This is a genomic window from Kribbella sp. NPDC104218 (genome assembly GCF_055584105.1).
The window spans coordinates 204,998-223,013 of sequence record NZ_JBVJMQ010000002.1; the positions used below are offsets into that span (position 1 = coordinate 204,998).

The following is an 18,016-nucleotide window of genomic DNA, read 5'->3' on the forward strand; positions in this document are numbered from 1 at the left end:
CGTCTCTCCGGACGCTACTCCTCGATGACCCCTGGCGGGGTCACCACCCGATTCAGTTCCGCGGCTTCTCGCGCAGCTCGAACGACTCGATGATGTCGCCGACCTTGATGTCGTTGAAGTTGTTGACGGTCAGACCGCACTCGAAGCCCTCGCGGACCTCGGACGCGTCGTCCTTGAACCTCTTCAGCGACGACAGCTCGCCGTTCTCGACGATCACCGCGCCGTCGCGGATCAGCCGCATCTTCGCATTGCGGCGGACCAGCCCGCTGGTCACCCAGCAACCGGCGATGTTCCCGACCTTCGAGGAGCGGAAGATCTCGCGGATCTCCGCCTGGCCGAGGACGGCCTCCTCGTAGATCGGCTTCAGCATGCCCTTCAGGGCCGCCTCGATGTCGTCGATCGCGGAGTAGATCACCGAGTAGTACCGGATGTCGACGCCCTCGCGCTCGGCGACGTCACCGGCCTTACCGGCCGGCCGTACGTTGAAGCCGATGATGACCGCGTTCGAGGCCATCGCCAGGTTGACGTCGTTCTCGTTGATCGCGCCGACGCCGCGGTCGATGACGCGCAGGTTGACCTCGTCGTCGACCTCGATCCGGACCAGCGCGTCTTCCAGCGCCTCGACCGAACCGGACACATCGCCCTTGAGGATGAGCAGCAGCTCCTGCGTCTCGCCCTTCTCCATCGAGGCCATGAAGTCCTCGAGGGTCCGGCGCGCACGGCGCTTGGCGTTGGCCGCCGCCCGGGCCCGGGCTTCGCGCTTCTCCGCGATCTGCCGGGCCATCCGGTCGTCGTCCACCACCAGGAACTTGTCACCCGCACCCGGGACCGCGGTCAGACCGAGGACCAGGACCGGACGCGACGGCGTCGCCTCCTCGACCGGGTCGCCGTGCTCGTCGAGCATCGCCCGGACCCGGCCGTAGGCCGGACCGGCGACCATCGAGTCGCCGACCCGCAGCGTGCCGCGCTGCACCAGCACGGTCGCCACCGGGCCGCGGCCCTTGTCGAGGTTGGCCTCGATCGCGATGCCCTGGGCCGGCATGTTCGGATTGGCCCGCAGGTCCAGCGCCGCGTCCGCGGTCAGCACGACGCCCTCGAGCAGGCCGTCGATGTTGATCCGGGACTTCGCCGAGACGTCGACGAACATGGTGTCGCCGCCGTACTCCTCGGGCACCAGGCCGTACTCGGTCAGCTGACCGCGCACCTTGGCCGGGTCCGCGCTCGGGACGTCGATCTTGTTCACCGCGACCACGATCGGCACACCGGCCGCGCGGGCGTGGTTCAGCGCCTCGATCGTCTGCGGCATCACGCCGTCGTCGGCCGCGACCACCAGGATGACGATGTCGGTGGCCTGGGCGCCACGGGCACGCATGGCGGTGAACGCCTCGTGACCCGGGGTGTCGACGAAGGTGATCGCGCGCTCTTCGCCGTCCACCGTCGTCGTCACCTGGTAGGCGCCGATGTGCTGGGTGATGCCACCGGCCTCCTTGGCGACGACATTCGCCTCGCGGACCGCGTCCAGCAGCTTGGTCTTACCGTGGTCGACGTGACCCATCACGGTCACGACCGGCGGCCGCTTGACCAGCTCGGCCTCGCCGCCCTCGTCGGAGCCGAAGTCGATGTCGAACGACTGCAGCAGCTCGCGGTCCTCGTCCTCGGGGGAGACGACCTGGACGTCGTAGTTCAACTCGGTGCCCAGCAGCTGCAGGACCTCCTCGTTGACCGACTGCGTCGCGGTGACCATCTCACCGAGGTGGAACAGCACCTGGACCAGCGACGCCGGGTCGACGCCGACCTTCTCGGCGAAGTCCGTCAGCGAGGCGCCGCGGGCGAGCTTGACGACCTCGCCGTCACCGTGGCGGACGCGAACGCCGCCGACGGCCGGAGCCTGCATGTTGTCGAATTCCTGGCGCTTGGCGCGCTTGGACTTCCGGCCACGACGCGCCGGACCGCCCGGACGCCCGAAGGCGCCCTGCGTGCCGCCACGGCCCCGGTTACCCGGACCCGGACGACCGCCGCCGCCACCGGGAGGACCGCTCGGGCCGCCGCCGCCGGGACGGAAGCCACCGCCGCCGCCACCGCCGCCACCGCGCGGACCGGCGCCCGGTCCACCCGGACCGCCGCCAGGACGGCCACGGCCACCCGCGCCGCCACCGCCGCCGGGACCGGACGGGCGACCGGTGAAGGTGCCCGCCGAGGACTTCGGCATCATCGCCGGGTTCGGACGCGGTGCGCCCGGGACGCCGCCCTGACGCGGACGGTCGCTACCGCCGCGGTTGCCGCCGTCGCGGGCGGCCGGGGGACGCGGAGCCATACCGGCCGGGCTCGGACCGCCCTGACCGCCGCCCTGCCCACCCGGACCCGGACGGGCGCCACCGCGCTGCATGCCCTGGGTCGAGCTGAAGGGGTTGTTGCCCGGACGCGGAGCACCCGGACGCGGGGCGCCACCCTGACCACCCGGACGCGGAGCACCCGGACGGGGAGCGTTGCCCTGACCACCCGGACGCGGCGCGCCACCGGGGCGCGGAGCGCCACCCGGACGCGGAGCGTTCCCGCCCTGACCGCCCGAACGAGCATCCGGACGCGGCTGCGCCGGGCCCGGGGTCGGCCGGCCCGGAGCCGGCGTGCGGCCCGGGGCGGGAGCTGCCGGAGCAGCGGAAGCGGCCGGCGCCTCGAACGCCGGAGTCGCCGGGGACTGCGCCGGAGCGGCAGGCTCGGCGGCCGGAGCCGGAGCGGACTCGACCGGAGCGGCCTCGACCGGCGCGGGAGCCGCGGCGGCCGGGGTCTCCTGGCGCGGACCCGGCTTCGGGCCCGGGCGCGGACCCGGCTTGTTGCCCGCGGCGGGGACGGCCTTGACCGGAGCGGCCTCGGCCGGCGCCGGAGCGGACTCCGTCGGGGTCACCGGCGCGGCGGCTGCCGCCTCGGTGACCGGAGCCGGTGTCGCCGCGGCGGCCGCGGGGCGCTCGGCCGGTGCCGCCGGCGCCTTCGGGGCGCTCGGGGCAGGCTTGTCGGCCGCCTCGGCAGGCGCGACCGGAGCGGTCGCCTGCGGCGCGGCGGACGTGCTGGCGGCGGCCTTCTTGGCCGCGCGCTTCTTCGGCGGGTTCTTCTCGAACTCCTCCGCCAACCGTCGTACGACGGGCGCCTCGATGGTCGAGGATGCCGATCGGACGAACTCACCCATGTCGTTCAGCCTGGTCAGAACGACCTTGCTGGTAACTCCGAGCTCTTTCGCGAGCTCGTAGACCCGGACCTTTGCCACTACTCTCCCTCTGGTCCGAGCCTGGGCGCGGACCGTTAGTTGACGTACGTGCTCATCGCATTGCACTCATCGGTAGACACTCATCGAGTGGTCATGAGTCGATGACCCGCCTTCATGTCGGTCACACGGCCCGGTCAGGCCGTGCGTACATCTTGATTATCACGCTCCGCGAGGAACTCGCGCACCCCGGTGGTCTCCAGCGGCCCCTGGGCCTTGAAGGCCCGCGGGAACGCTTTCCGCCGGACGGCGAGCTCGAAGCACTCGTCCGTGGGGTGCAGGTGCGCCCCACGGCCTGGCGCCCGATGCTCGGGATCCGGGAGGACAAGCCCTCCGGACACCGTCATCCGCAGCAGGTCTGTCGGACTGGACCGCTTCCGGCACCCGATACAGGTGCGCTCCGTGCTCTTGCCAGGGCGCGCGTCTGTCACTACTTCCTCAGGGTGTGGTTGCGACTCAGTCGACCGACCGAGAGATCAGTCTACCTTCTTGTCCTCACCAGTCACATCGGTATCCGGCCGGATGTCGATGCGCCAGCCTGTGAGCCGCGCCGCAAGGCGGGCGTTCTGGCCCTCTTTACCGATGGCCAGCGACAGCTGGTAGTCAGGTACGACGACCCGCGCGGCCCGTGCCGCGGCGTCGACGACCTCCACCGACGTAACCTGCGCCGGGGACAACGCATTCCCGACGAAGGTCGCCGGGTCGTCGCTGTGGTCGATGATGTCGATCTTCTCGCCGTGCAGCTCGTGCATGATGTTGCGCACGCGCTGACCCATCGGGCCGATACAGGCGCCCTTGCCGTTCACCGACGGGTTCAGGGTCCGGACGGCGATCTTCGTCCGGTGCCCGGCCTCGCGCGCGATCGCGGTGATCTCGACGGTGCCGTCGGCGATCTCCGGGACCTCCAGCGCGAACAGCTTCTTGACCAGGTTCGGGTGCGTCCGGCTGACCGTGATCTGCGGGCCCTTGAAGCCCTTGCGGACGCCGACCACGTAGACCCGCAGGCGCGAGCCGTGGTCGTACTTCTCCCCCGGCACCTGCTCCGGCGCCGGCAGCACGGCCTCGATCTTGCCGAGGTCGACCATCACCGAGCGCGGGTCGCGGCCCTGCTGGACGACGCCGGAGACGATGTCGCCCTCCTTGCCGGAGAACTCGCCGTAGCGGACCTCGTCCTCGGCGTCGCGCAGCCGCTGCAGGATGATCTGCTTCGCGGTGGTCGCCGCGATCCGGCCGAAGTCGTGCGGGGTGTCGTCGTACTCGCGGGCCAGCGTGCCGTCCTCGGCGAGCTCGCGGGCGAACACGGTCACGTGCCCGGTCTTGCGGTCCAGCTCGGCGCGCGCGTGCTGCTGCGCGCCCTCGGTGCGGTGGTAGGCCACCAGCAGCGCCGCCTCGATCGCGTCGACGACGATGTCCAGGGAGATGTCCTTCTCCCGTTCCAGCGACCGCAGGACGGCCATGTCGATGTCCATGTCAGTTCTCCTCCACCGTGCCGTCGGCAGGTGTTTCGTCTTCGTCGTTGCCGGCAACCCGGTTGAACTCGATCTGGACCTTGGCCTTGTCCACGTCGGCGTACGCCACCGACTGGATCTTGCCGTCGACGTCCAGCTCGGCCGCCTCCTCGGAGGCGGCCTTGATGCGGCCCGTCAGCTTGTTGCCGCTGGTCAGCGTGACCGCGACCAGCCGGCTGATGTTGCGCCGCCAGTGCCGCGGCAGCGTGAGGGGCCGGTCGACGCCGGGGCTGGAGACCTCCAGCGTGTAGGCGCCCTCACCCATGATGTCGTCGGCGTCGAGCGCCTTGGAGATCGCCCGCGTCACCTCGGCGACGTCGTCCAGGCTGATCCCGCCGTCGCGGTCGACCAGCACCCGCAGCAGCCGGCGCTTCCCGGCCGGGGCGAGGTCGGCGGCCTCCAGATCGCAACCGAACTGGTCGACGATCGGCCGCAGGAAGTTCTCGAGGCTCGAGGTGTCCGTGTGGTCAGTCCTTCGGCTCACAGGTAGACCTGCCTCTCTGCAGTTGTGCGCCCGTTCCACCCGGCGGTTCAGCCGAGGGCAGTAGCCCACCTTATCTGCCCGGACGGGGCCCTGATGTCACCGCCTCGTTCCAGCCCTGTCACCGGGTAGGGTTCCGGCGTGCCGAACGAACCCCTCCGGCTGTCACGCCGCGTCGCACTGCGATCCACCGCCCTGGTTTCGGGCGCCTTCGTGCTGACCGCCTGCCAGGACGACAAGCCAGGTTCCGGTACGCCGGGCGCCGTCGATCCGGGGTCGAAGAACGACCCGGGCGGCGCGGACACCCCGTCGGTCGACCCGGCCGTCGTGGCCGCGTTCAGCACTGCCGCATCGGTGGTCAACGGACTCGTCGGGCAGTACGCCCAGATCGGTACGAAGCACCCGGCGCTCAAGCCCAAGCTGGCGGCCGGCGCGAAGTACCACGCGGCGCACCTGGCCAAGCTCACCGAGACGCCCGGCGTGACGACGGTCAAGATCGCCCCGAAGAGCGTTCCGGCGAGCTCGGCGGCTGCCCTGTCCGCGCTTTCCGTCGCCGAGCGCTCGGCCTCGGAGGTGCACGCGACGGCCGCGGCCAAGGCCTCTGGCGCCGCCGCCCGGACGCTCGCGATGCTCGCGGCGTCCGAGCTCCAGCTCGCGCTCAGCCTCGCCCCGGCCAAGAAGGCGGAAGCGTCATGACCGAGCTCGAAGCCCTGCAGGCCGCTCTGGCCGGTGAGCACGCGGCCCTGTACGGCGTCGGCGTCGCCGGCGGCAAGCTGAACGGCGCGAAGTTCCGCGCCGCGGCCGACACGTTCGACCGGCACCGCGAGAGCCGTGACCACCTCAGCCAGCTGATCGCGGCCGCCGACGAGACCCCGGTCGCCGCCGAGCCGGCCTACGACCTGCCGCAGCCGGTGACGAACGCCGCGAGCGCGAGCCAGCTGGTCCTGCTGATCGAGCGCCGGCTCGCCGGGGTGTACGGCGACCTGGTCGAGGCTGCCGAGCAGCCCGCCGTCCGCAAGTTCGCCATCGACCAGCTGCTGGCCACCGCGGCCGCCCAGCTCAGCTGGGGCGGCGCACCGGTCGCACTGCCCGGCGACGCCTGACCGTGACCGCGTGGACACGGTCCGCGCGCAAATACCGGCACTAACGAAGAATTTCCCGTCGGGTTATGCCCGGACCGGAAATTACTGACGCATTCCCCTTTACGCACGGCTCCGCATTCACCTATATTTTCGGCCACGGAGACTGGGGGGTCACCGAGTTTCACGGCGCCCGCGTTGGTGGCGCGGGCCGCGTACTCGCACCGAGCCGATCCGGCTCGTTTCGGCGCCTGTGTGCGCCTTGTTCCGTGCGTTCGTTCCGCTCTGATCTCAAACTTCTTCGGTCACGCCCGGCGTGACCCCGGAGGGTGGCGAAGCATGCGTACATTCGACCTGCGCACCGGTGAGGACCTGTTCGTCAAAGACCTGCGAGTGGTCCGCTGGGAGCAGTACGGCGTGGACGGCGACCTGCCGTTCCAGGCCATGTGGTACTCCGTTCCGCCCGGCTCGGAGAGCCCGCTCGACCAGCACCCCGAGCTCGAGCTGTCGCTCGTCGTCGCCGGCACGGCGCACGTGCTGACCGGCGGCGCGGAGTACGAAGTCCAGCAGGGCAACGCGTTCCTGCTGTCCAGCACCGAGGCGCACGTCGTCCAGAACCGGTCGGAGTCGACCGAGCTGACGGTCTTCAGCGCGTACTGGATGCCGGCCGATGGCTGAGCCGCTCAGCGTCTTCACGTTCCCGCAGCCGACCGTCAACGGCCCGCTGCACGTCGGGCACCTGTCCGGCCCTTACCTGGCCGCGGACATCGCGGCCCGGGCGGCCCGCGCCCGCGGTGAGCGCGTGCTGGTGACGAGCGGCCTGGACGTGCACCAGAACTATGTGCTGACCAGGGCCGAGCGCGAAGGCCTGGACCCGCACGCGATGATCGCGGACTTCCGCGACGACATCCTGGACACCTACGCCCGGGCCCGTATCGGCTATGACCGTTTCTCGAACCCGCTGGTGGCCGAGCACGCGCCGATCGTCCGGCAACTGCTGACCCACCTGGTCGAATCCGGCGCGACGCCGCTGCGCGAGATCACCCTCTACGCCTGCGCCGACTGCGACCGGACCCTGCACGACTCCTACCTGACCGGCCGCTGCGGCACTTGCGAGGAGCCCGCGGCGGGCGGCGCCTGCGAGGTGTGCGGCACGTTCGCCTCGGTGCCGACGCTGATCGATCCCAGCTGCGGCCGCTGCGGTGGTGAGCCGAAACCCTTCCAGGTAACGGTTCCCGTCCTGCGGATGGAGGACTTCCGGCCGCAGCTCGTCGAGACCTGGCTGCGCGCCGGGCTGCCGCCGGAGGTCCGGGCGCTGGTCGATCGGACGTCGCGGACCGGGCTGCCCGAGATCCCACTCGCCTTCCCGACCGACTGGGGTATCGAGTGCGACGGGCCGCTGACCGGCCTGCGGGTGGCGGCGTACGCCGAGGTCGCGCTGACCGATCTCTACAGCATCGCGCGGGCCGTCGACCCCGGCGCCGCGGACGTGGCCGGCTACCTGGCCGCGCTCGGCCGGGTAGACCACCTGTGGCACTTCCTCGGCCTCGACAACGCGTTCGCCTACGCGCTCTACTGGCCGGCCGTCTGGGCCGCCGCCGGGCTCCCCCGATCACCGCTTTCCGGGCTCGTCGTGAACGACTTCTACACATTCGACGGCGCGAAATTCTCGACCAGCCGGAAACATGGAATCGCGGCGACGGAATTACTCCGCGAGCGGGACCCATCAATCGTTCGTTTGGCACTGGCCTGGGACCGGCCGGACCGCTACCCAAGTGATTTCACAATGGATCACTTCGAGGCTTTCGCGACCCGCGCCGAGGCGGCGCTCGCAGGTGTCCGGACGGCCTCCGAGCCGCTCGATCCGGCCCTGGCCGCGAGTGAGCTGGCCCGGGGCGAGGCCGCCTTGCGGCCGGACGCTTTCGACCCGCCGCTGGCAGCCCGCTGCCTCCTCACCCTGCTGGACGGCGGCGCCGACACCGGCTCGCTGCGCAGCGCGCTGACCGGGCAGGAATGATGCGGATCTGCGTGGTCGGCGCCGGCATCGCCGGTGCCCTCTTGGCCTGGCGGCTCGGCGACCGGGCCAGCGTCGACCTGATCACCGGCCCGCCCGGCACGGATGCGACCGCGGCCTCGGGCGGCGGCGTCCGTGGGTTCGAGACGCACCCGCTGCAGCGCCGGCTGGCGATCGAGAGCCTGAACGAGCTACTCGGCACGCTCCACAACCAGGCGGCGTACACCGAGACCGGCTGCACGTACCTGCTCCCGGCGTACGACGGCATCGAGGCGGCAGTCGCCGAGGTCGAGGACGCGCTGCCCGGGTCGGCCACGCTGGTCGACGGACCGGAGCTGCACCGGCGTGGCTGGCGCGACCTGCCCGCGGGCACGGTCGGCGTCCTGGAACGGCGGGCCGGCTTCATCGACCCCGACCGGCTGCGGACGAGCGTCGTCCGGCGGCTGGCGTTCGGCCGGACCACCCGGGTACTGACCGGGCCGGTCCTGCGGCTGCTCACCGAACCGGACGGCACCGTGTCGTGCCGGCTACCGGACCGGACCGAGCGGTACGACGCCGTCGTGGTCGCCGCGGGGTCGTGGACCCCCGGCTTCCTGACGGAGAACAACTTCGGCGCCAACACCCGGACCAAGTCGGTCCAGATCGCGGTGTACCGGGTGGAAGGCCAACTGCCGACCATGTTCGTCGACGAGACCAGCGACCTGTACGGACGGCCGACCGCCGACGGCCGCCTGCTACTGGGCGTCGACACCCAACGCTGGTCGGTTCCACCCGGCAGCAGCGCACCGGTCCCGGATCTGGCCGAACAGGCCGTCCGGATCGCCGGACGCCGGCTGCCGCAGCTGAAGCTGTCGACGCCTGACCACCTGGTCAGCACCGCCGACTGCTACGCCGATCCACCGGTTCTGACCTTGTGGCCGGTTCCCGGTGGCACACATCGGCTCTACACCTTTACCGGCGGGTCCGGTGGCAGCGTGAAAACCGCGCTGGCCGCCAGCCGGGCCGCTGCGAGCGAACTGCTCGCCGCGGGCGGGACAAGCACCTCCACTTCGCGGACGGAGAACAAGCGCATGACGATCACCGAACCAGGCATCCGGCGAGCAGACACCCAGCCCGTCCCCCGCTACCACACCGTAGGTATCGGGGCCGGTCCCTCCAACCTCTCCCTGGCGGCGCTCTACAAGAACGTCACCAGCGAAAGGCTCGCCCTGTTCGACTCCCGGCCGGGTACCGGCTGGCACACCCCGCTGCTGTACCCCGGGGTGCGGATGCAGACCGGCTGGATGAAGGACCTGGTCTCGCTGGTGGACCCCCGCCACGAGCTCACGTTCCTCAACTACCTGGTCACCTCGGGCCGTCTCTACGCGCTGATCAACTCCCAGTTCGACTCGCTCCCCCGGATCGAGTACGAGCGCTACCTCACCTGGGCCACCGAGCGGCTCGGCGTGGTCAACTTCGGCGCCCAGGTGGACGCGATCTCACTGACCGACGAGGGCTTCCAGATCACCGTGGACGGCGTCCCGGCCGCGGTGTCGGAGCACCTGGTGCTCGGCGTCGGCACCCGGGCCGTGCGGCCGGCGTACCTGGGCGGCCTCCCGGCCGAGCGGGCGTTCATCGCCGACGACCTCGGGCAGCGGCTGGCCGCGCTGGACCGGACGGCGCCGACCGCGGTCATCGGCGGCGGCCAGACCGGCCTGGAGTCGGTCCTGCGGCTGCTCGGCTCGGGCTTCACCGACGTCCGCTGGCTCGGTCGGAACCAGTGGTTCCGCAGTATCGACGACTCGCCGATGGCCAACGAGCTCTACCGGCCGTCGCACATCCAGTACCTGCAGGGCCTGAACCGCGGCAAGCGCCGGCAGATGATCGACGACTCGCGCTACAGCGGCGACGCGATCACCCCCGGCGGCCTGCGGGCGCTCTACCAGGCCAACTACGACGGCTTCCTGTCACTGGGCCAGTTCCCGGTCACGCTGCTCCCGGGCCGCGACGTCCAGACCTCGGACCTGCAGCCCGACGGCAACATCCGCCTGTGCTGCTCGACCAGCACGCTGCCCGAGGAGCACGTCGTCCGGCAGCTGGTCGTCGCGGCCGGTCGCGAGCACGTGGCGGCGCCGTTCGACGACGATCTGCGCGAGCGGGTCGAGGTCGACGACGACGGCGACCTGCTCGTCGAGCCGGACTACTCGGTGCGCTGGAAGGGGATGAACGGCCACAAGATCTACACGTTCAACGCCAGCCGCTACAGCCACGGCCTGACGAACGCCGGGCTCACGCAGCTGCCGGTCCGGGCCGCGATCGTGCTGAACTCGATGTTCGAGCGGGAGATCTACCCGATCGCGGACGACGTCTGCGCGGTGCGCTGGTGAGCGCGGCCGCGCCGGAACCCGTCGTCCCCGATGTCGACGGGGTCTGGTTCCAGCTCGAGGTCGACGACCCGGCCGCCGGCGCGCCGTACGGGCAGTACCACCGCGACGACGACGTGGTCTGGGCCGAGTTCTATGCCGGCGGCACGCTGCGCAGCGGCCGGCTGGTCGGCCGGCTGCGCGCCGACGGCAGCTTCGACGCGTCGTACTGCCTGCTCACCGAGACCGGTGAGCTGATCAGCGGCGCCTGCCACAGCATTCCCGAATTCGATGCCCAGGGCAACATCCTGGTCACCGACCACTTCCGGCGCGCCGACGGCAGTCGCGGCGTCAGCCGGATCCGTCAGATCCCCAGTCCAGTCAGGGAAGTGTGAGATGTCCGACAAACCCCATCTACTGGTCGTTGCCACCGGCATGCGGCTGTTCCGCGAGTACATCTTGCGGTCGATCGCGCCGGAGTACCGGCTGCACATGTTCCTGCACGCCGAGCCGACCTGGGAGCAGGAGTACCTGGACGGCTGGACGGTGCTGGAGTCCACGCTGGACGCCGACGCCCTGGTCGCCGCGGCCCGCACGCTGAACGACCGGGACGCGCTGGACGGCGTCCTGTGCTGGGACGAGGCGCGGATCCTGCAGACCGCCCATGTGGCCGAGGCGCTCGGGCTGCCGGGCGGCGACGTCGCGATGATCAACCGGTGCCGGGACAAGCACCTGACCCGGACGGCGCTCGCGGAGCACGGCGTCCCGCAGCCGGTCTCGGTCCTGGTCGACACGGTCGACGAGGCGCTCGCGACCGCCGAGAAGCTCGGCTACCCGGTGATCCTGAAGCCGCGCGCGCTGGCGGCCAGCCTGGGCGTGGTCAAGGTGAACGACGCCGCCGAGCTGACGGCGAACTGGGAGTTCGCGCACGACACGACCGTCCCCGAGGCGCCGCACTACGACGTGAAGGTGCTGGTCGAGGAGTTCGCCGACGGCTACGAGATCAGTATCGACGCGGCGGTCTTCCACGGGCAGGTCGCGCCGTTCTGCCTGGCCCGCAAGGAGCTCGGCTACCCGCCGTACGCCGAGGAGATCGGCCACTTCGTCGACGCGGCCGACCCGCTGCTGGCCGACGAGCAGCTGCTCCAGGTGCTCGTCGACGCGCACAAGGCGATCGCGTTCACCGACGGCGTCACGCACACCGAGATCATGATGACGGCCGACGGCCCGAAGGTGATCGAGATCAACGCCCGGATCGGCGGCGACCTGATCCCCTACCTCGGGCTCAAGGCGACCGGCGCCGACCCCGGCCTGGCCGCGGCCGCGGTCGCCTGCGGCCGGCAGCCCGACGTCACCCCCGACCGCACCCTGGTCGGCGGCGTCCGGTTCTTCTACGTCGACGAGAACGACACCGTGCTCGACTCGGTGGAGTTCGACCGGGCCGGGCTGCCGGAGTCGATCGACCAGCTCGTCGTCCTGATGGAGGCCGGTCAGACGACCAGTCCCCCGCCGGATGGCACGCTGTGGGGCCGGATCGCCTACGCGACCACGGTCTCCGGCTCCCTCGCCGAGAGCCGCGCCGGGCTGGACGCCGCCGCGCAGTCGCTGCGCTGGAGCGGGCACCCGAAGGAGCCGTCAGCATGACCGAGACCGACGAGAGCACCGGCATCTGGCAGACCATCCGGGAGGCTCCGACACCGGTGAAGGCGCTGCTGGTCGGCGTCTTCGTGAACAAGCTCGGCTGGTTCCTGCAGGTCTTCCTGGTGCTCTTCCTGACCACCTCGAAGGGCTTCACGCCGGTCCAGGCCGGCACCGCGCTCGGCGTGTACGGCGCCGGCTCGGTGGTCGGCCTGATCATCGGCGGCTCGCTGTCGGACCGGGTCGGCCCGCGCGCGGCGGTGATGATCAGCATGTTCGGCATGGCCGGGTTCGTGCTGGCGATCGCCTACGTGCCGAGCTACGCGGCAATCGTGGTCGTCGTCGCCCTGGCCGGCGCGGTCGGGCAGTTCTACCGGCCGGCTTCGGCAGCTCTGCTGACCGAGCTGACACCGAAGAACCGCCAGGTGATGATCTTCGCCGTCTACCGGCTGGCGATGAATCTCGGGACGACGGCCGCCCCGCTGATCGGCGCCGCACTGGTCGCCGTCTCGTGGAACCTGCTGTTCATCGGTGAGGCGGCCGCGGCCCTCGCGTACGCCGCGGTCGCGATCGTCGCGCTGCCGAAGCGGTCCAAGCCCGCCGCGGCCGAGACGGACGCCACCGAAACCGCGGAGCCCGAGCCGAAGGGCAGCTACCTCGCTGTTCTGCGCGACCACAAGTACGTGCTGTTCCTGCTCTGCATGTTCATCAACGCGGCCATCTACATGCAGTACCTGGCCGTGCTGCCGCTGCACATGAACGCCGACGGGTTCTCGACGTGGTGGTACAGCGCGATGGTCGCGCTGAACGGCTTCATCGTGATCACCTGCGAGCTGCTGGTCACCAAGTACGTCCAGCACAAGGCGGCCCGGACGATCGCGATGATCGGTTTCGTGCTGCTCGGCGGCGGGCTCGCGTTCTACGCGCTGCCCGGCGGCCTGGCCATCTTCGTGATCGGCACGCTGCTGTGGACGCTGGCCGAGATCATCGGCGGGCCGACCATGTTCGCCTACCCCGGCATGGCCGCGCCGAAGCCGCTGCTCGGCCGGTACGTCGGCGGCGCGCACGCGATGTTCGGCCTCGGATCCGCGCTCGGCCCGTTCCTCGGCGTCTGGGCCTGGAACAGCGTCGGCACCCAGGTCTGGCTGTGGTGCGGCGTCCTGGGCGCCATCGGCCTGGTGCTCGCCTACTTCGGAATGGCGCCGGCCCCGGAGCCGGCCGACGAGACCTCCACCGTCCTGGAAGGCGGACAGCATGCCTGACTACGCGATCGTCGTCGACCCGTTGTCGACCGGACAGGAGTACCCGGCCGCGTTCCGGGCCGCGGGCCGGATCCCGGTCGCGGTCCTGAGCGGGCCGGAGCCGCCGCCGGCGTTCACCGGCAGCTGGCACCCGGAGGACTCCGACCACGTGCACTACTTCACCGGCGACGTGCAGGCGCTGGCGGACGAGCTGCGCCAGTACGAGCCCGAGTTCCTCGTCCCGGGCGCCGAGAGCGGGGTCGAGCTGTGTGACCAGCTGATCGAGATCCTGCTGCCCGGCACGGGCAATGTGCCCGAGCTGGCGTCGTCACGCCGGGACAAGTGGGACATGGCGCAGGCCCTGACCGCGGCCGGCGTCCCGAGGTTGCGGCAGGTGCTGACCGCCGACGAGGGCGAGGCCGAGGAGTGGCTGCGGGCCAACGACCTGCTCGGGAAGCGGTTGGTGATCAAGCCGCCGAAGAGCGCCGCGGGTGACGAGGTGTACGTCGTCTTCGAGGGCGGCGACTGGCGGGAGCGGTTCGGCCGGGTGCTCGGACGCACCAACAAGATGGGCCTGACCAACGACGCCGTCCTGATCCAGGAGTACGCCGAAGGGACGGAGTACCTGGTCGACACCTACAGCGTCGACGGCAAGCACGCGCTCGTCGACGTCTGCCGGTACACGAAGGTCGGCCGCGGCGACAAGATCGGCATCTACCGGCGGATCGACTTCCTGACCGAGGACGACCCCGAGGTACAGGCCCTGTGGCCGTACACGCAGCAGGTCCTGGACGCCGTCGGCATCCGGATCGGCTGCGGGCACGTCGAGGTGATGATGACGGCCGACGGTCCGCGGCTGATCGAGGTCGCGGCCCGCCCGGCCGGCGGCGGGCATCAGATGGTCAGCGAGCTGGCCACCGGCGACAACCACATCAAGCGGACGGTCGCGCACCGGGTGCGCGGCGAGGTGCGGGACGGGTTCGACCTGGTCCAGCACCTGCGCGGCATCTTCATCATCGCGCCGCAGGAGGGCTACTTCCGCAACCGCGAGGTGTTCGACGGGATCGAGGAGCTCAAGTCCTTCCACTGGTGGAAGGTCCTGCACGAGGAGGACGCCGTCGTCCCGGCGACGGTCGATCTGTTCACCTGTTTGGCCTGGGTGATCCTGATCCACAGTGATCCGCAGACGCTGGACGAGGACTACCAGCGGGTGCTGGAGATGGAGGCCGAGATCGTGATCGAGACGCCGTGACGGCGCACGGCCGGGCGGCCCACCACCGCCCGGTCGTGGCTCGAATGCGAAAATGCGCGGATGGCCCCGACGTCCGAAACCTGCCCGTGCGGCCTCCCGGCGGCGTACGCCGACTGCTGCGGCCGCTTCCACACCGGCCCGGAGACCGCCGCGACCGCCGAGCAGCTGATGCGCTCGCGGTACGCCGCCTTCGTCCTCGGTGACACCGGCTACCTGCTGCGGACGTGGCACTCCACGACCCGGCCGCTCGGGCTGCAGCTGGTCCCGGACCGGCACTGGACCGGCCTGACGATCCTCGGCACGACCGACGGGAGCCCCTTCCACAGCGAGGGGACCGTCGAGTTCCGTGCCGACCACCAGGCCGGCGCGCAGTACGAGAACAGCTACTTCACCCGCGAGAACGGCGCGTGGGTGTACGTGCGCCCGGTCGCCTAGCGCCGACGGCGCCAGGGCCCGGTGATCGCGTAGGTGATCCCGGGGTTGTAGACGTTGAAGAACATCGTCCGGCCGTCGGCGGAGAAGCCGACGCCGGTCAGCTCGCCGTACTCCGGCTCCTCGGGCGAGCCGATGTTGACGGTGTTCTTGGCGAACTTGAAGACCTCGCCGTCCTCGGTGGTGCCGAGGATGTGCTGCTCGCCGAGACCGTCCTCGCACATCATCAGCCCGCCGTACGGCGACATCGTGATGTTGTCCGGGGAGTCGTACTCGGGCTCGGTGCCCGGCTCGTGGCGCTTGAAGATCACCTCGAGGCGGAGCGTGTGCTTCCGCGGGTCGTAGCGCCAGACCTGGCCGTTGTGCGCGACCTTGGACCCGAGCTCAACGGTCGCGAACGACGAGACGAAGTACACGCAGCGGTCCCGGGTGCCCCACCAGCAGCCCTCGAGTTTGTAGCCGCCGGTGATCTGCTTGCCGTAGTCCTGCGAGCGGACCGACTCGGTCTTGGCCAGCGGGTCCGGCACCTTGAGCCACTTGACGCCGCGGAAGACCGTGCCGGCCTCCTGGACGACCGACAGGTCCGGCAGGCCGGGGATGTACATCGCTTCCAGGACGCCGCCCGCGCGCAGTGAGCCCCAGCCGCCGCGCGGCCGGTTCGGCAGGAAGCGGTAGAAACCGCCGAGCGGCGCGACGAACGCGTCCTCGGTCTCGTAGACGATGCCGGTCGCCGGGTCGATCGCGACCGCCTCGTGCTGGAACCGGCCCATCTCCTTCAGCGCGAACGGGTTCCGGTTGCGGCGGTCGTCGTACGGGTCGACCTCGAAGATGAACCCGTGGTCCTTGGTGTAGCCGCTCTCGCCGGCCTTGAGCTCGGTCTCCTCGCAGGTCAGCCAGGTGCGCCACGGGGTGATCCCGCCGGAGCAGTTGATCGCCGTCCCGCCGAGGCTGACGTACTCCTTGGTCGAGTTCAGGTGCCGGTCCACGACCAAGGTGCTGGTGCCGCCGGCCGCGCCCGGGTCGTAGGTGCGCTCGGGCGGCGCGACCACCTTGATCGTGGACGTCGGGCTGCACTCGTGGTTGCGGACCAGCCGGGCGCCGCCGTGCCGGTCCGGGAAGGCGCCCATCCCGTCGAAGCGGCTCGGCGTCTTCAGCCCGTCGGCGCGGACCGTGCCCTCGCGGGACAGGATCTCGTACCGGAAGCCGCGCGGCAGGTCGAGCATCCCGTCCGGGTCCTCGATCAGCGGCCCGTAGCCGATCTTCGGACCGGACGTCCCGAGCGCAGGCTGGGCCGTGTACAGCGCCTCCACCGACCCCGCTACCGCGACCGTGACTCCGGCCGCGGCGGCGGTGCCGACGAACTGACGTCTGGACAACTCGGACATGGGCGGCCTCCTGGCTCCTGGACAAGCAGTGGTCGCCAGTGAACGTACGGTAAACACCTGACAAACATCAAGAGTGGGTCACTGATAACAGGGCTTGCTGAACTCGTAGCCGGTCGCCGTCTTCCCGGTGAAGAAGTCCTTCTCCACGACCACCCCGGTCGGCGCCGACGGGTCGACCTTCGAGATCAGGCTCTGCCGGAACACCCGGTCGTTCGGCGCGCCGCCGAACTTCCCGGCCGCGGCCGGGAGCATGCCCTCGTAGTCCACGGTCTCCAGCGACTTGACCGCGGCCAGCAGCCCGGCCCGCGTCAGGTCCTTGGCGTCGACGGCCTTCTGCAGCGCCGCCTTCATCGGATACGACCAGACCCAGCCCGCGGTGTAGCCGTCGTTCGGCGCGGCCTTGAAGGTCGCCGGGTCCAGCGCGGCCGCCAGCGCCTTGTGACCGGCGGTGTCGGTCCCGTACGGCGCCCACGGACCGGACTGCCGGTAGAGCGCGGTCAGCGCGGGTGCGGCCGGGCTCTTCAGCAGCGCCGGGTTCCAGGTCGGGCTGCTGCCGATGAACTGGCCCTTGAAGCCGTTCTGCGCGGCGCCGCCGACGATCGTGGCCGCCTCGGTCGGGCCGGTGCTGAGGATGACCAGATCAGGTTTGGCGGCGAGCAGCTTCTGGATCGCCGCGCCCTGGTTCTCCTGCCCCGGTGCGGTCGGGATGTCGGTGAACGTCATCCCGTTGGCCTCTGCCGCGACCTTCGTCCCGGCCGCCGCGTCGTCGCCGTAGTCACCGGGGAAGTGCACCGCGGCCACGCTCTTGGCCTTGAGCGTCTCGGCGCCGAAGTCGACCGAGTTCATCGACTCGAAGCAGTAGTTCGTCCCCGACTCCAGGATCACGTCCTCGAACGCCCACGCCGACGTCCAGGACGCCGGGACGCCGATCACCCCGCTGGACTTGAGGTCGCCGAGGATCGCCGTGGTGGTCGGTGAGCCGAGGGTCTGGGTCAGCCCGAGCACATCGGGTTTGATCTCGGCGTACACCTCGTTGTGGATCTGCGGGTTGTACTTGTTGTCCTTGACGTACTTGGTCACGTCGACCTCGAAGCCGCCGATCCCGCCGGCTTCGTTGACCCGCTGCCAGAACGCCTTCTGGCTGGCGGTGATCGGGACGCCGAGCGCCTTGAACGGGCCCTCGGTCAGATCCGAGATCGAGCCCAGGTAGATACAGCCCTTGGCCTGGTCGACCGCGGCCGGGCACGGCTCCTTGGTGACGCCGACGTCGAACTTGACGCCGGTGGCGCCCTCCTGCGTCTGCGGGGCGTCGTTGCGGCACCCCGTCAGCACGGCCAGCGCCACGACCAGCGTGACGGCGATTCCCCTCCGAATATTCATCGTTGCTC

16 protein-coding genes are annotated in these 18,016 nt (G+C 70.6%); 10 read left to right on the plus strand and 6 right to left on the minus strand.

Annotated elements, in window-relative coordinates; all coding sequences use genetic code 11:
* Window positions 1–52 precede the first annotated feature (52 nt).
* The 4 genes from infB to rimP form a co-directional block, all read right to left on the minus strand.
* On the minus strand, window positions 53–3,259 hold the full coding sequence (gene infB / locus ACZ6ZD_RS17010; protein WP_465673038.1) for a translation initiation factor IF-2: 3,207 nt from the start codon (window positions 3,257–3,259) through the stop codon (window positions 53–55).
* A 134-nt stretch (window positions 3,260–3,393) separates the two neighbouring features.
* The gene (locus ACZ6ZD_RS17015) at window positions 3,394–3,687 is read right to left on the minus strand and encodes a YlxR family protein (RefSeq protein WP_465673040.1); all 294 of its coding nucleotides are present in this window, start codon (window positions 3,685–3,687) and stop codon (window positions 3,394–3,396) included.
* A 45-nt stretch (window positions 3,688–3,732) separates the two neighbouring features.
* Window positions 3,733–4,725, minus strand: a complete 993-nt coding sequence (gene nusA, locus ACZ6ZD_RS17020; protein ID WP_465673042.1) for a transcription termination factor NusA — start codon at window positions 4,723–4,725, stop codon at window positions 3,733–3,735.
* A 1-nt stretch (window position 4,726) separates the two neighbouring features.
* Window positions 4,727–5,248, minus strand: coding sequence for a ribosome maturation factor RimP (gene rimP, locus ACZ6ZD_RS17025; protein WP_465673044.1), 522 nt, complete (start codon window positions 5,246–5,248; stop codon window positions 4,727–4,729).
* 138 nt (window positions 5,249–5,386) lie between these two features.
* Between rimP and ACZ6ZD_RS17030 the strand changes: the two genes are divergently transcribed.
* The 10 genes from ACZ6ZD_RS17030 (at window position 5,387) to ACZ6ZD_RS17075 (ending at window position 15,246) form a co-directional block, all read left to right on the plus strand.
* Window positions 5,387–5,941, plus strand: a complete 555-nt coding sequence (locus tag ACZ6ZD_RS17030; protein ID WP_465673046.1) for a cell division protein FtsK — start codon at window positions 5,387–5,389, stop codon at window positions 5,939–5,941.
* Window positions 5,938–6,348 (plus strand): ferritin-like domain-containing protein, encoded by a 411-nt coding sequence (locus ACZ6ZD_RS17035; protein ID WP_465673048.1) that lies wholly within the window; start codon window positions 5,938–5,940, stop codon window positions 6,346–6,348. The genes ACZ6ZD_RS17030 and ACZ6ZD_RS17035 overlap by 4 nt, the downstream gene beginning before the upstream one ends.
* A 315-nt stretch (window positions 6,349–6,663) precedes the next feature.
* Window positions 6,664–7,002 carry a cupin domain-containing protein gene (locus ACZ6ZD_RS17040; RefSeq protein ID WP_465673050.1) on the plus strand — a complete coding sequence of 113 codons (339 nt, stop codon included), beginning with the start codon at window positions 6,664–6,666 and terminating at the stop codon, window positions 7,000–7,002.
* On the plus strand, window positions 6,995–8,341 hold the full coding sequence (locus ACZ6ZD_RS17045; protein WP_465673051.1) for a class I tRNA ligase family protein: 1,347 nt from the start codon (window positions 6,995–6,997) through the stop codon (window positions 8,339–8,341). The genes ACZ6ZD_RS17040 and ACZ6ZD_RS17045 overlap by 8 nt, the downstream gene beginning before the upstream one ends.
* Window positions 8,341–10,704 (plus strand): FAD-dependent oxidoreductase, encoded by a 2,364-nt coding sequence (locus tag ACZ6ZD_RS17050; RefSeq protein WP_465673053.1) that lies wholly within the window; start codon window positions 8,341–8,343, stop codon window positions 10,702–10,704. Before ACZ6ZD_RS17045 ends, ACZ6ZD_RS17050 begins: the two co-directional genes overlap by 1 nt.
* Window positions 10,701–11,075 (plus strand): avidin-fold protein, encoded by a 375-nt coding sequence (locus ACZ6ZD_RS17055; protein WP_465673055.1) that lies wholly within the window; start codon window positions 10,701–10,703, stop codon window positions 11,073–11,075. Before ACZ6ZD_RS17050 ends, ACZ6ZD_RS17055 begins: the two co-directional genes overlap by 4 nt.
* 1 nt (window position 11,076) lies before the next feature.
* Entirely contained in the window at window positions 11,077–12,324 is a 1,248-nt protein-coding gene (locus ACZ6ZD_RS17060) for an ATP-grasp domain-containing protein (RefSeq protein ID WP_465673057.1), read from the plus strand.
* Window positions 12,321–13,580: an MFS transporter gene (locus ACZ6ZD_RS17065; protein ID WP_465673059.1), complete on the plus strand. Its 1,260-nt coding sequence runs from the start codon at window positions 12,321–12,323 to the stop codon at window positions 13,578–13,580. The genes ACZ6ZD_RS17060 and ACZ6ZD_RS17065 overlap by 4 nt, the downstream gene beginning before the upstream one ends.
* A complete protein-coding gene (locus tag ACZ6ZD_RS17070; RefSeq protein ID WP_465673061.1) occupies window positions 13,573–14,811 on the plus strand; it encodes an ATP-grasp domain-containing protein in 1,239 nt (412 codons plus the stop codon). Before ACZ6ZD_RS17065 ends, ACZ6ZD_RS17070 begins: the two co-directional genes overlap by 8 nt.
* 60 nt (window positions 14,812–14,871) lie before the next feature.
* A complete protein-coding gene (locus ACZ6ZD_RS17075; protein WP_465673063.1) occupies window positions 14,872–15,246 on the plus strand; it encodes a YchJ family protein in 375 nt (124 codons plus the stop codon).
* On the opposite strand, the gene ACZ6ZD_RS17080 is transcribed toward ACZ6ZD_RS17075, so the two are convergent.
* Window positions 15,243–16,628 carry an alkaline phosphatase PhoX gene (locus ACZ6ZD_RS17080; RefSeq protein WP_465673065.1) on the minus strand — a complete coding sequence of 462 codons (1,386 nt, stop codon included), beginning with the start codon at window positions 16,626–16,628 and terminating at the stop codon, window positions 15,243–15,245. The genes ACZ6ZD_RS17075 and ACZ6ZD_RS17080 overlap by 4 nt on opposite strands.
* A gap of 78 nt (window positions 16,629–16,706) precedes the next feature.
* Entirely contained in the window at window positions 16,707–18,008 is a 1,302-nt protein-coding gene (locus ACZ6ZD_RS17085; RefSeq protein WP_465673067.1) for an ABC transporter substrate-binding protein, read from the minus strand.
* Window positions 18,009–18,016: the final 8 nt, after the last annotated feature.